We start from the raw sequence: 12,156 nt of genomic DNA, 5'->3' as shown, positions 1-12,156 counted from the left end.
CGATGAGGGAGCCGGCGAGTGCGGCGGCGCTGGTGTTGAGGAAGGTGCGGCGGTTCATGGTGAGGGTAGGTTGAGTGGGTGAAACGACAATACGAAGGGCGCGGCTGGGATGTCACGGCTAAAGTGACGCGTGCAAACTCCGGCGGAGCATGTTAGCCTGCCATGTCATGGCTGCCGTCACACTTCCCCCCGAATGGAGCACGAACACCCGTGCCTCCTTCCGTTCCCGCGATGACTGGAGCCTGAAGTGGTGGGTCATGTTCGCCCTGATCCTGTCGATGGTGTTTCACATGCTGCTGGTGGTGGGTTTCAATTCCCTGGGCATTTCGGCGATGACGCCGGTGCAGCCGCGTCCGGTGCCGGAGCGCATCCGCATCAGCGAGCAGGTGATGAAGGACCAGCAGGCGATCCAGCAGATCCCGGAAACCATCGCCCCGGGCAACGTGCCGGACATGAAGGCCTTCGAGCCGAAGCTGGATGACTTCGACAAGCTGCAGGAGCTGCCGAAGAACCAGGAGATCGACCTCACGCCGAACGTGAAGGAGATCACGAACTTCATCCGCGCGAATGATCCTGGCGACGGTGCTCCGGGGACGTCCAAGGGCAGCGACATGGCGAAGCTGCTCGCGCCTGAGGCCCTGGCCGCCGGGCCGGACATCGCCGCCGAGATGGCCAGTGTGCGACGCGAGGTGCTCTCGAAGCCGGTTTCGGAAAAGCAGATGCTGCTCGACGCGGGTGCTCTCGATCCCGGCGAGGGTGGAAAGATGGACACCGGACTGCTCGATGCGGTGAAGAGCCAGGGCACCGAGACTGCGGCGGGGGCGCGGGTGAAGGGCTTCAGCAATCTGGATGACCTGCTCGGCGGCGGCGGCAAGATGGGGGGCAGCACCGCGCCGATCCTCATGCCCACGGATCTGCTGTTCGAATACGGCAGTGACCAGCTCGCCGAAGCGGCCCGGCTCAGCCTGATGAAGCTCGGATTTCTCATCCAGAAGAACCCTGACTCGCTCTTCGTCATCGAAGGGCACACCGACAGCTTCGGCGGGGAGGACTTCAACCTCCAGCTCAGCATCCGCCGTGCGAACGCCGTGGTGAGCTGGCTGCGGGACTCGCTCGGCCTCGGCAGTGATCGCATCCAGGCGGTCGGCATGGGGAAGGGAAAGCCGATCGTGCCGGTCACGGGAACGGTGGAGGAGCAGGGGCTCAACCGCCGCGTGGAAATCAAGGTGCGCCCGAAAAAGTAAACCCCGCGCAAGATCAACCTCGCCTCACGCATGCCGGTGAAGTCTGTGTTTCTGCCTCTGACGAGACTATGGTTGAACGGTGGACGTGGCGTCGTGGCGCTGGCATTGACGGTCGCCCTGGCCTGGGCGTATGCGCAGACGTTTCTGCGAGAGTTTCCCTCCACGGTGGAAATCCGCCAGCCCCACGAGATGGAGCTGCGTCATCTGGCGATGACGACGGAGACGCGGAAGGATCTGGCGCTCGATTTCAGCCGTGGCGTGTCCGAGCCGCTGAACAACTGGCTCCCGCACCGCACGGATGGTGTGGTGCGCCCATTATGGCCATGGCTGGCGGCCTGGTTGGTGGATGCCAGCCAGGGTCAGTCGGCCGTCCTTTCGCCACGCTTTGCCCGCCAGGTGCATCTGCTGAAGCTCTCATTTTCACTCAGCGTGCTGGTGTTGCTCGGCCTCGCGTGTGCCCGGGCGTTTTCCGTTCCAGCGGCGGCATTGACGGTGTTTTTGGTGGGTTTTGGCGTCTGGCTGCCGTCGAGCCGGTTTTTCCTGCCCGATCTGCTGTTCAGCGTGTTGTTTCTGCTCACCTGGATCACGTGCATCGCGGCCTTGAAACGCAATTCGCTCTGGTTGCATGGCGCGATCGGTTTTCTGGCGGCCTTGGCGAATCTGACCGCGCCGACGGCCACTCCCTTGATGCTCGTCTTCGTCGGAGTGAGCACCTTGCGTTGGATGTGGGGATGGATCGTCGGGCATTTCGCCCCTGGAGGCGGAACCACGCTGTGGGTGCGTCGCAATCACTGGCTGGGGCTGCTTCTTCTGGGTGTCTGCCATGTGATCACCGTGGGACCGATGATGTCCTTCGCGCAGCAAAAGCTGGGGGACGCGACGCCATTTCACTGGCGCTGGTTTGAAAATTCCGACGAGATGCGCGCCTGGACGAGAACTCATCAGACTCCGGACGTGCTGCGGGCCGTTCCTGAAGAAAAGGTGCCGTCGATCGAGAACTATCGTGCCACCCACACCACTGAGGAGATCCGCGGACGGCTGAAAAGCGGGGCTTTCGCCTTGGTGAAGGAGGTTCTTGGCTTCGACTGGAGCCGGGGCTGCTCACGCGGCAGCTTTGCTGCGGCATTTGGAGGACTTTTAGTCTTGCTCGTGTTGGTGCTGTTGTTCATGGCTCCGCGTGCCCATCATGCTGGTCAGGCATTGCATCCGGAGACCGCGCCGATCGTGCTGTTTACCGTCCTGGCACTCGTCGTGTGCACGTTTGACTTTGGCTGGGACATGCCCGTGCTGGACTCTGGCAGCCGGCCGCTGGCGATCTATGGTCCGTTCATTCTCAGCCTCGTCTGGGCCTGCGAGGCGCTGATTCACCGCGTGCGCCGCCGTCAGATGCGGCTGCCCGTTCTGTTCCTCTATGAACTGACGTTGTGGCTGCTTTGTGCAGCGGCCGCATGGTGGCTGATCGCGTTCTTGCAGCCGACCTCTTCCACGGCTTGAATGCGCGCCCGCCTCATGGCCGCCCCCAAATACCGCTTCATCCTCTGTTTCGACTTCGATGGCACGCTCATTCATCCGGAGAGCGATCCCGTCTATCATCCAGGATTCGGGCAGATGATCCGCGAGTTGCGGAACCAGGGGGCCGCGTGGGTGATCAACACCGGCCGCAGTCTGGGCCAGACAGTCCAGGGCCTCGCCCAGCACGGCATTTTCAGCGAACCTGATTTCATCATCGCCCAGGAGTGCGACATCTATAAACCCGGCTTTTTCAGCCGCTGGACCGATTTCGGAAAGTGGAACCGCCTGGCCCGCAAAGCCCAGGAGCGATTCGTCAAGGATCACCAGGCATCCTTGCAGGCGATCCGCCAGTTTGTGGAGGAAAACACCAACGCCTCCTTCATCCAGGGTGATTCCAGCGAGTACGGCATCGTCGGCACCAGCGATGCGGAGATGGACCTGATTTGCGCCCACATTGATGCGCACACACAGCAGTTCCCGGACATCGGCTACCATCGCAACAGCATCTACCTGCGTTTTTCGCACAGCGGCTACAGCAAGGGCACGGCCCTGAGCGAACTGGCCCGTCTCCTCGGCCTCGACGCGGCAGCCTGTTTTGCCGCAGGGGACAATTATAACGACCTCAGCATGCTCGACCCCCGTCATGCCCATATGATCGCCTGTCCGGGCAATGCGCTCGATCCGATCAAGCAGATCGTCCATTCAAGGGGCGGATTCATCGCCACCCGCTTCGCCAGCGAGGGCATGATGGAGGCCCTGACGCACTATTTTGGCGGTTCCCGGCCTGTTGCGACCTGAATTCGCGAAGTTTTCCTTGCCGAAGCGGGGTGTCTGTGGAAATCTCCGCGCCCCTCGTCCCGGACCAGGGACAAACTCCTCACTTTTCAGGTTATGGCATACGCAATCATCAAGACTGGTGGCAAACAATACAAAGTCTCCGTCGGCGACAAGCTCGACGTGGAGAAGCTCGTGGTCGCCGAGGGCGATACCGCCACTTTCGACGAAGTTCTCGCCGCCGGCGAAGGCAACAGCCTCAAAGTCGGTGCGCCGACCGTCGCTGGAGCCAGTGTCACCGCCAAGGTGCTCAAGCAGCACAAGGCCGACAAAGCCACCACCTTCAAGTTCCGCAAGCGCAAGGGCTTCCACAAGACACGCGGTCATCGTCAGCCGCTGACCCTCGTGCAAATCACCGCAATCAACGCCTAATCACTCACTTCCTACCCTTATGGCCCATAAAAAAGGACAAGGTTCCGTCAAAAACGGTCGCGACAGCCAGAGCAAGCGTCTCGGCGTGAAGAAATTTGGTGGTGAAGCGGTGATCGCCGGCAACATCATCCTCCGCCAGCGCGGCACGAAGTGGATCACCGGTCGCAACGTCGGCATCGGCAAGGATCACACCATTTTCGCTCTCGTGGACGGCAATGTTCGTTTCGACAAGGACGGTCGTCGTGTGAATGTGGACGCAGCCCCTGCCCTGCAGGCCTGATTCACTGACAAGTTTTTCGAGAAAGGCGCGGATAACCTCCGCGCCTTTTTTGTCTCCCAACATATTTCCTACTTTACACATCGAGAATCGGGTGAATAAATCGCGCCCTGCCCATGAACCCTGATCAAATCGCCGCCCTCAATGATGACGCCAAAGGCAAATCGCCCTCGGAAATCATCGAAATCGCCCTCGCGCATGCCGATGGTCAGGCGGTCGTGACCACGAATTTTCGCCCTTACGAGGCGGTGATCCTGCATCTGGTCACGCAGGCCGCCGCGGACACGCCGGTGCTCTGGATCGATCACGGCACGAATCTGCCAGAGACCTACCGTTTTGCCGAAAAGTGCCGCGCCCAGCTCACGCTGAATTTGAAGCCCTACTTGCCGCTCATGACCGCCGCCCACTGGCTGGCGTTGAATGGCGGCCAGGTGCCGATGCCGGACGAAGTGGAGCGCGTGGAGTCCTTCAGCCGCATCATGAAGCTGGAGCCCTTCGAGCGCGGCATGCGCGAGCTCGCCCCGAAAGTGTGGATCACCGCGCTGCGTCGTGAACAAAACCCGCAGCGTGCCGCCACGCTCGCGCCGTTCATGTGGGACGCGAAGTTCAACTGCCTCAAGGTGAACCCCATCCTCGACTGGACGCCTGTCGAAATGGACGCCTACCTCCTCGAGCACGCGCTGCCGAACGAGCGCACCTACTACGATCCGGCCAAGGGCGATGAAAAACACGAGTGCGGCCTGCACGCGAAGCTCGTCACCGACAAAGCGTAAGCGCCCATGGATTTCCTCACTCCAGAGTTCGGCCTTTACGTCGCCGCCGGTTTCGTCGCTCAATTGATCGATGGAGCGCTCGGCATGGCCTACGGCGTCAGCGCGTCGTCGCTGCTCATGGCCTTCGGCGTGCCGCCAGCGGCCACGAGTGCTACCGTGCATGCCGCGGAGTGTTTCACGACCGGTGCCTCGGCCATCTCGCATCACGCGTTTGGCAATGTGGACCGCTTTCTGTTTCGCCGGCTGCTCATCCCGGCCGTTTTGGGCGCGATCATCGGCGCGTATGCGCTTTCCGCCTTCGATGGCGATGTGCTGAAGCCGTATGTCAGCGGTTATTTGATCATCATGGGCCTCGTCATCATCGCGAAGGCCTTCTTCCGCGTGCCGCCGAAGAATGTGACCACGCATCTCACGCCGCTCGGCTTCTTCGGCGCGCTGGTCGATGCGATGGGTGGTGGCGGTTGGGGACCAATTGTCGCCTCAAACCTCATTGTGCGTGGCAACGACGTGCGCATCACCGTCGGCAGCGTGAATGCGGTCGAGTTTTTCGTCACGCTCGCCGCCAGCATCACCTTCCTGCTCACCATCGGTCTCACGCATTGGAGCATCATCCTCGGCCTCGCGCTCGGCGGTGTCATCGCCGCCCCGCTCGGTGCCTGGGCCGCCAAACGCATCCCGCACAAGCCTTTCATGATCCTCGTCGGTGTCCTCGTCACCGTCGTCAGCGCCCGCAACCTCCTCAAAGCCTTCTCCGTCATCTGACCTCTGACTTCTCACATCTGACTTCTGACTCTCCGATCTCCGCCTTATGTCCGCCATCACGCATCTCCAGTTCCTCGAAAGCGAGGCCATCTACATCCTCCGCGAAACCGCCGCGCAGTTTGAAAAGCCCGCGCTGCTGTTCTCCGGCGGCAAAGACAGCATCGTGATGGCCTGGCTCGCTCGGAAGGCGTTTTATCCGTCTCGTTTGCCCTTCAAGCTGCTGCACGTCGATACCGGCCACAACTTCCCCGAGGCCATGACCTACCGCGACTGGTTCGTGCAGGAAATCGGCGCGGATCTCGTCGTCGGCAGCGTGCAGAAGTCCATCGACGACGGCCGCGTGCAGGAAGAAAAAGGCCACAACGCTTCCCGCAACAAGCTGCAAACCGTCACGCTGCTCGACACCATCGAGGAGCATCAATTCGACGCCTGCCTCGGCGGCGGTCGCCGCGATGAAGAGAAGGCCCGCGCGAAAGAGCGCTTCTTCTCCCACCGCAACGAATTCGGCCAGTGGGACCCGAAGAACCAGCGCCCCGAGCTCTGGAACATCTTCAACGGCCGCAAACACTTCGGCGAGCACTTCCGCGTCTTCCCGCTCTCGAATTGGACTGAGATGGACATCTGGCAGTACATCCGCCAGGAAAACATCCCGCTCCCCAGCCTCTACTTCAGCCACAAGCGCCAGATCATCGAGCGTCACGGCCAGCTCCTCGCCGTCGGGCTCAATGACGAGCGCGGCAACCCGATCATTCCCCTGCTCGACGAGGAAAAGCCCCGCGTGAAAGAGATGGTCATCCGCTTCCGCACCGTCGGCGACGCCTCCTGCACTGGCGCCGTCGAATCCACCGCCAGCACCATCGACGACATCGTCGCCGAAGTCGCCGCCGCCCGCCAGACCGAGCGCGGCACCCGCGCCGACGACAAACGCAGCGAAACGGCCATGGAGGACCGCAAGAAGGAAGGGTACTTCTAGAATCTTGGATATGGATACTCCACTCCGCGTCATTAAAGTTATACAAGAGTTGCGTTCTCGTATCGAAGCTGCGCTCAAGGAACTGCTTGAGAGCAAGCAGTTGTATCAATCTGTCACGGTTCACACAGCTGATTTGGCAGAACCAGTTTTAGCACAAAACGACAGTGTTGTTGAGCTCATGAGTCCAGCGGGTCCGATTGTGAGAGCCCGGTATTTGAACGAGACCGAACGGAAAGCACCAACGCGGGTTGTGAAGAAAATACTGGATTCGAGTTGGGTTCTTGTGGTTGAACAACCTGCCCCGACCAAGCCACAGCGTCCTCAATATCCCATCGAGTCCGATAAGGAACCAATCTGTTTTCTCCCAAGAATCGTTAGGTCTTGTGTTAAGTGCGATAGCGTTACTGCCCATCTCCCCGGATACTTCGGTGCATCCATCACTGAGCCTCTAATTGCATTAGATCTGGGGATGACTTCGTCTAAAAACCGGATTCAGGTATTCTCGTTTTCTTATCAATGCCAAGTCTGTCGGGAAGAACCGAATGTCTTTCTGGTTCGCCGACAAGGCGCAAAATTGACCTTGGTTGGCCGAAGCATTTTTGAAAAGATTAGTGTTCCAAAGTTTGTGCCGGAGGCATTACGAAGTCTTTTTTCGGAAGCGCTTGTAGCATCAATGGCTGGTAAGTTTCTTCCAGCTTGCCTATACCTCAGACTGGTAATCGAGCATCATATGAGAGCTTCTGTGGATGTTGCTCGGTTGCCGAACAAGCCAACGGGAGATGAGCTGGCAGATGAGTACTCCAAAGTGCTGCACTCAGAGTTCCCGCGCTCTCTCTGCAGCTTCAAAACAATCTATTCGGATCTGAGCCAGGTCATTCACGAGGGACGTGAGGATGCTGATGTTTTCAAAAAATCTGTGGATGGTATTTCACTCCATTTTGATCAGTTGAGGCTCTTGCCGCTGAGCGATTGGAGAGCTCTGGCAATCGAGGCCTCCGCTCAGCAACCATCTTCTCTAGAATCAACCACCAAACCCGCTAGTCGTCGGCGCAAATAACTTCATGGACCTCCTCGTCAATCCCACCGAATCCTCTCTTCTTCGCTTCACGACCGCAGGCTCCGTCGATGACGGCAAGAGCACGCTCATCGGACGCTTGCTGTATGATTCCAAATCCATCTTCGAAGACCAGCTCCTCGCTGTCGAAGAATCCTCGAAGCGACGCGGCGATGCGCACGTGAATCTCGCGTTGCTCACCGACGGTCTTCGCGCCGAACGTGAGCAGGGCATCACCATCGACGTCGCGTATCGCTACTTCGCCACGCCGAAGCGCAAATTCATCATTGCCGACACGCCGGGGCACATTCAATACACGCGCAACATGGTCACTGGCGCGTCCACGGCCGATCTGGCGATCATCTTGATCGACGCCCGTCTCGGCGTCATCGAGCAGACGATGCGTCACACCTACCTCGCCAGCTTGCTGCGCATCGGACACATCGTGCTCGCCGTGAACAAGATGGACCTCGTGAACTTCGACCAGGCCGTCTATGACAAGATCGTCGCTGACTACATGAAGTTCGCCAGCGGCCTCGAAAACCTGCCCAACGTCACGCCGATCCCGATGAGCGCCCTGAATGGCGACAACGTGGTCGAGAAATCCGACGCCACACCTTGGTACACCGGCCCGTCTTTGCTCCAGCACCTCGAAACCGTCCAAGTGCACACCGAGACCGCCGCTGATGCGGCCCGTTTCCCCGTGCAGTGGGTCATCCGCCCCATCTCCGACCGCAACGACGCCAAACTCGGCAATCTGCACGACTACCGCGGCTTCGCCGGCCGCATGGCCAGCGGCACCTTCCGCGTGGGCGATGACGTGCTCGTCTATCCGTCCGAGATGAAGACGAAGATCACCGGCATCCACACCTTCGAAGGCCCGCAGCCCGAGGCCATCCCGCAGCTCAGCTACAGCATCACCGTCGCTGATGAGATCGACACCTCCCGCGGCGGCATGATCGTGAAGTCCAATGAACCCGTGCAGACCGCGCAGGAGTTCGACGCCATGATCTGCTGGTTCGCCGACAAAAAGACCCTCAAGCCCCGCGGCCGCTTCCATCTCCGCCACACCACGAACGACGTCCGCGCCGTCGTCACCGAGGTGCATTACAAGGTGAACATCAGCACCCTCGAAAAGAGCGCCGAGAGCAAGGAGTTCGCCCTCAACGACATCGGCTGCATTCGCGTGCGTTGCGCCACGCCGATTTTCTTCGACGCCTATTCGCAGAATCGCACGACTGGCAGCTTCGTACTCGTCGATGAACAGACGAACAACACCGTCGCCGCCGGCATGATCATGAAGTCCCTTGGAAACCCCGACGATTTCGAGGACGCCGGTTCCGCGATTTGAGGACTTAGAGTTGCTCAATCACCCTGCCGTTCTTCGTGCGGCAGGGGACTCGGAGGTGGTCCAGCCAGATGGGCAGCCAGACGTTGATCAGGAGCTTCCGCGCCTCATTCAGGTCATCAAAGACCGCGCTGGCCCACTTGCCTTCCCGTTCCTGGAAATACATTTCCCAGGTTTTGCCCAGGGTGATGAAATAGGTGCCGTCGCGCGAGCCGGGCTCTGTCCGGTAGCCCGGGAGTTGTTCCGGCTGCAGGCCTTGCGTGGCCAGGCTGGCCTCGATGTCGGCACGACTCAGAGTGAAGACCCGGTCCACCGCCTCCTGGCAGCGTTCCGTGTTGCCTGGTTCATTGGTGTCACGCCAGTCGGAGGGAAGACCGAGGTGCTGGAGAGCAAACGCGGCCACATCAGCGTCCGATTGCAGCACCTGCATTTGTTCAGCGATGGAAAGCGGTGAGCTCATGCCCTCATGGTTCACGAGTTCGCACCGCCTTCAAGCAAAGCGTCGTGGATCTGGCAGACCGGGAATCGGGAACAGACGAAACGGATCTGCGAGATGCGGTTGTTTGGATCAGTCTCACTTCAGCAGCAAAGCGGCGCTGACCTCGCCATTCTCACCAGCAGTGAAGGTGCGGCGTTCGCGACCGGCTTCATGAACGATGATGAGGACCTTGTTCCAACCAGGGGTGGGATCAGCGCCCAGCCACGGCGGGTTCGCGTAAAAGCGGGCACCCGGTTCGGCGAGCAACGACTTCACTCGGTCCGTCACCTCCGTAAAGGCCGTGCCGGAGCCATAGACGGCGGAGACTAGTTTCACAGGCATGCGGTCCGGCTGCGGCGCTGGCTTGCCATTGGGCAGCAGCTTGATGAATGACGCCCCGCCGATGCCGAGGGAGAGTGACTTCGTGTTCCAGAGGTTTTCAAACTTCGCCAGATCGCACACGCCGGTCAGTTCGATCAGATCACCCTCCCGCAGCGTCGCCAGCTTCGGCAGCATGTCGCCGGCCATCCACTGGCTGGCGAAAAGGCGGATGTGGTAGCCCTCATCGGCCGGCAGATCGCCCCACACGACGAAGCGCCCCCAGAAATCGACCCCGCGCACCTTCAGGCGCATCTTCGCGGGCCGCATTGCATCGACGAGCTTCTTCTTGAGAAGGCCGTTCGCCACCTCCTTCTCCGCATCCGTCCAGTTTCGGGCGTTTTCGGGCTCCAGTTCCTTCGGGATCGCCGCCAGGAAGTCGCGATACGTGCGCAGCGGCCGGGGCTGCTTGGTCTTCGTGGGCGGGATTGGGTCTGCCGCGTTCAGGAGACATGCCGAGGCAAAGGAAAGCAGGAGGAGAAAGGGTGTCGGATTCATGAGCGGCGGAAAGTGTCGGGATTCGAAGGATGATGGCTGCTGCCGACAGTTCCACTGCCGGCACGGTTGTTGGTAAAATGGCTGTCAAGACACCGCAGTTGGACGCACACGGGATGAAGGCCCCGTCTCAGGGGCCGGGCTTTGACGACTCTGCGGACACATGCCGCCATAGCGCCGCTCCCAGCACCAGCGCGGTGCTGCCCAGCAGCGCAGGCCACAGCAGAAACGTCCAGTCCGGGCACAGGGCGAAGACCAGCAGCGGATTCGAGCCTGCCGGCGGGTGCACGGTTCGCGAGCCCAGCATCACCAGGATGCTGAGGCCCACGCTCAGGCCCAGGGACCAGGCGTGATCTCCCAAGACATGCAGGCAGAGCAGCCCGATCGCCGTGCACAGCACATGCGCGCCGATCACGCGCCCCGGTTTGCTGAAACCAGATTCTGGAAAGCCAAAAACGATCACCGCCGACGAGCCGAACGAGCCCATCAGCAGCGGCCATGCCGTGGATTTTGTGGCTGCCAGCAGGCCGACCACCACCGCGCCGCCTGCGCCTGCGGCGAAGGCTTGTTTCCAGCGTTTTGGGCGGCTCGAGGGGCGGTGTGACATCGGCGGCGTTGGTTAACGTGGATCCATGCCAGTGCATGCTGAAAATGTGGCGGGCAAAACACCAGTTCCAGCCTGCTAGAAGCCGAATTGTTGCACCGTTGATGCAACTTCCAATTCAACCAGACCGAACCATCCTGCGCCGACGTTTCGTGCCGCTGTATCCCGCTTCCTTCCCCACACCATGTTCTTCCAGGTTCTGCACCGCTGGCTCGGCATTGAAATCGTTGAAGTCAGCCTCGCCGAACGGGTCGTCTCAGGAGCGGGCGCCACGCTGGCGATGCTTCTGCTGACGGGGATCTCATTCTGGGCGCTGCCGGCCTTGGGGGCGCTGGCGGTGATCGCCTCCATGGGGGCCAGCGCCGTGCTGCTCTTTGCAGTGCCGCATGGGCCGCTCTCCCAGCCGTGGCCGGTCATCGCGGGGCATGGTTTCTCCGCCTTCATCGGTGTTTTGTGCGCCCGGTGGGTGCCGCATCCAGTGCTGGCGGCGGCCTGCGCTGTGGGGCTGTCGATCGTCGTGATGCAGCAGGCGAAGTGCATCCATCCACCCGGCGGGGCCACGGCCTTCATGGCGGTGATGGGCGGAACGGCCATCCATCAGCTCGGTTACGCGTTTGTCCTGGTGCCGGTGCTGCTGAACGCGCTGGGCATGGTGCTGCTGGCCGTGGGCATCAACTTCGCCTTCCACTGGCGGCGCTATCCCGCCGCGCTGAAACCGCCCGCCTCTCCTGCCGCTCCGGTGGAAAAAGCCGTCAGCCCGGAGGAACATGCGCGGGTGCTGGCGGCAGTGCGGTCGCTGGATTCGTTCGTCGATGTGAGCGAGGAAGACCTGCTGCGCCTGGTGGCGCTGCTGCAAAAGCAGCCGGCGCGTCACTGATCTGGGCGTCCCCTGGAGCCACGGAGGGAGCCCTCGAAGCCATGGAGGGAGCCCTCGGAGCCACGGAGGGAGCCCTCGAAGCCACGGAGGGAGCCCTCGAAGCCATGGAGGGAGCCCTCGAAGCCACGGAGGGAGCCCTCGAAGCCACGGAGGGAGCCCTCGAAGCCACGGAGGG

At 61.0% G+C, this 12,156-nt stretch carries 14 protein-coding genes; 11 read left to right on the top strand and 3 right to left on the bottom strand.

The window, feature by feature from the left end:
* The first annotated feature begins 167 nt into the window (after positions 1-167).
* The 10 genes from IAE77_RS29960 (at position 168) to IAE77_RS29915 (ending at position 9,152) form a co-directional block, all read left to right on the top strand.
* Positions 168-1,244, top strand: coding sequence for an OmpA family protein (locus IAE77_RS29960; RefSeq protein ID WP_294235200.1), 1,077 nt, complete (start codon positions 168-170; stop codon positions 1,242-1,244).
* Positions 1,245-1,274: 30 nt separating this feature from the next.
* On the top strand, positions 1,275-2,738 hold the full coding sequence (locus IAE77_RS29955) for a hypothetical protein (protein WP_294235198.1): 1,464 nt from the start codon (positions 1,275-1,277) through the stop codon (positions 2,736-2,738).
* A 15-nt stretch (positions 2,739-2,753) separates the two neighbouring features.
* Entirely contained in the window at positions 2,754-3,554 is an 801-nt protein-coding gene (locus IAE77_RS29950) for an HAD family hydrolase (protein ID WP_294235196.1), read from the top strand.
* A 93-nt stretch (positions 3,555-3,647) separates the two neighbouring features.
* Positions 3,648-3,962, top strand: coding sequence for a 50S ribosomal protein L21 (gene rplU, locus IAE77_RS29945; RefSeq protein ID WP_294235194.1), 315 nt, complete (start codon positions 3,648-3,650; stop codon positions 3,960-3,962).
* Positions 3,963-3,981: 19 nt separating this feature from the next.
* A complete protein-coding gene (gene rpmA / locus IAE77_RS29940) occupies positions 3,982-4,242 on the top strand; it encodes a 50S ribosomal protein L27 (protein WP_294235192.1) in 261 nt (86 codons plus the stop codon).
* A 113-nt stretch (positions 4,243-4,355) separates the two neighbouring features.
* Positions 4,356-5,012, top strand: a complete 657-nt coding sequence (locus IAE77_RS29935; RefSeq protein WP_294235190.1) for a phosphoadenosine phosphosulfate reductase family protein — start codon at positions 4,356-4,358, stop codon at positions 5,010-5,012.
* Positions 5,013-5,018: 6 nt separating this feature from the next.
* Entirely contained in the window at positions 5,019-5,774 is a 756-nt protein-coding gene (locus IAE77_RS29930; protein ID WP_294235188.1) for a sulfite exporter TauE/SafE family protein, read from the top strand.
* Positions 5,775-5,820: 46 nt separating this feature from the next.
* Positions 5,821-6,747 carry a sulfate adenylyltransferase subunit CysD gene (gene cysD, locus IAE77_RS29925; RefSeq protein ID WP_294235186.1) on the top strand — a complete coding sequence of 309 codons (927 nt, stop codon included), beginning with the start codon at positions 5,821-5,823 and terminating at the stop codon, positions 6,745-6,747.
* A gap of 10 nt (positions 6,748-6,757) precedes the next feature.
* Positions 6,758-7,804, top strand: a complete 1,047-nt coding sequence (locus IAE77_RS29920) for a hypothetical protein (protein WP_294235184.1) — start codon at positions 6,758-6,760, stop codon at positions 7,802-7,804.
* A 4-nt stretch (positions 7,805-7,808) separates the two neighbouring features.
* Positions 7,809-9,152: a GTP-binding protein gene (locus IAE77_RS29915; RefSeq protein WP_294235182.1), complete on the top strand. Its 1,344-nt coding sequence runs from the start codon at positions 7,809-7,811 to the stop codon at positions 9,150-9,152.
* A 4-nt stretch (positions 9,153-9,156) separates the two neighbouring features.
* Here the strand turns inward: IAE77_RS29915 and IAE77_RS29910 are convergent, their stop codons facing one another.
* The 3 genes from IAE77_RS29910 to IAE77_RS29900 form a co-directional block, all read right to left on the bottom strand.
* Positions 9,157-9,609: a hypothetical protein gene (locus tag IAE77_RS29910; protein WP_294235180.1), complete on the bottom strand. Its 453-nt coding sequence runs from the start codon at positions 9,607-9,609 to the stop codon at positions 9,157-9,159.
* A 114-nt stretch (positions 9,610-9,723) separates the two neighbouring features.
* Positions 9,724-10,503, bottom strand: coding sequence for a hypothetical protein (locus tag IAE77_RS29905; RefSeq protein ID WP_294235178.1), 780 nt, complete (start codon positions 10,501-10,503; stop codon positions 9,724-9,726).
* Positions 10,504-10,630: 127 nt separating this feature from the next.
* Positions 10,631-11,107, bottom strand: coding sequence for an HPP family protein (locus tag IAE77_RS29900; RefSeq protein ID WP_294235176.1), 477 nt, complete (start codon positions 11,105-11,107; stop codon positions 10,631-10,633).
* 181 nt (positions 11,108-11,288) lie between these two features.
* Here IAE77_RS29900 and IAE77_RS29895 point away from each other — a divergent pair, with 181 nt between their 5' ends.
* Complete coding sequence (locus IAE77_RS29895; protein ID WP_294235174.1) at positions 11,289-11,981, top strand: HPP family protein; 693 nt, start codon at positions 11,289-11,291, stop codon at positions 11,979-11,981.
* Positions 11,982-12,156 lie beyond the last annotated feature (175 nt).

The organism is Prosthecobacter sp., assembly GCF_014879935.1.
GTDB lineage: Bacteria > Verrucomicrobiota > Verrucomicrobiia > Verrucomicrobiales > Verrucomicrobiaceae > Prosthecobacter.
This window is presented reverse-complemented; position numbering and strand designations above follow the sequence as displayed.

Coding starts and splice junctions, on each gene's coding strand:
- rpmA (WP_294235192.1), top strand. CDS start 3,982: ATGGCCCATAAAAAAGGACAAGGTTCCGTCAAAAACGGTCGCGACAGC.
- IAE77_RS29960 (WP_294235200.1), top strand. CDS start 168: ATGGCTGCCGTCACACTTCCCCCCGAATGGAGCACGAACACCCGTGCC.
- IAE77_RS29955 (WP_294235198.1), top strand. CDS start 1,275: ATGCCGGTGAAGTCTGTGTTTCTGCCTCTGACGAGACTATGGTTGAAC.
- cysD (WP_294235186.1), top strand. CDS start 5,821: ATGTCCGCCATCACGCATCTCCAGTTCCTCGAAAGCGAGGCCATCTAC.
- rplU (WP_294235194.1), top strand. CDS start 3,648: ATGGCATACGCAATCATCAAGACTGGTGGCAAACAATACAAAGTCTCC.
- IAE77_RS29915 (WP_294235182.1), top strand. CDS start 7,809: ATGGACCTCCTCGTCAATCCCACCGAATCCTCTCTTCTTCGCTTCACG.
- IAE77_RS29950 (WP_294235196.1), top strand. CDS start 2,754: ATGGCCGCCCCCAAATACCGCTTCATCCTCTGTTTCGACTTCGATGGC.
- IAE77_RS29910 (WP_294235180.1), bottom strand. CDS start 9,609: ATGAGCTCACCGCTTTCCATCGCTGAACAAATGCAGGTGCTGCAATCG.
- IAE77_RS29935 (WP_294235190.1), top strand. CDS start 4,356: ATGAACCCTGATCAAATCGCCGCCCTCAATGATGACGCCAAAGGCAAA.
- IAE77_RS29930 (WP_294235188.1), top strand. CDS start 5,019: ATGGATTTCCTCACTCCAGAGTTCGGCCTTTACGTCGCCGCCGGTTTC.
- IAE77_RS29905 (WP_294235178.1), bottom strand. CDS start 10,503: ATGAATCCGACACCCTTTCTCCTCCTGCTTTCCTTTGCCTCGGCATGT.
- IAE77_RS29900 (WP_294235176.1), bottom strand. CDS start 11,107: ATGTCACACCGCCCCTCGAGCCGCCCAAAACGCTGGAAACAAGCCTTC.
- IAE77_RS29895 (WP_294235174.1), top strand. CDS start 11,289: ATGTTCTTCCAGGTTCTGCACCGCTGGCTCGGCATTGAAATCGTTGAA.
- IAE77_RS29920 (WP_294235184.1), top strand. CDS start 6,758: ATGGATACTCCACTCCGCGTCATTAAAGTTATACAAGAGTTGCGTTCT.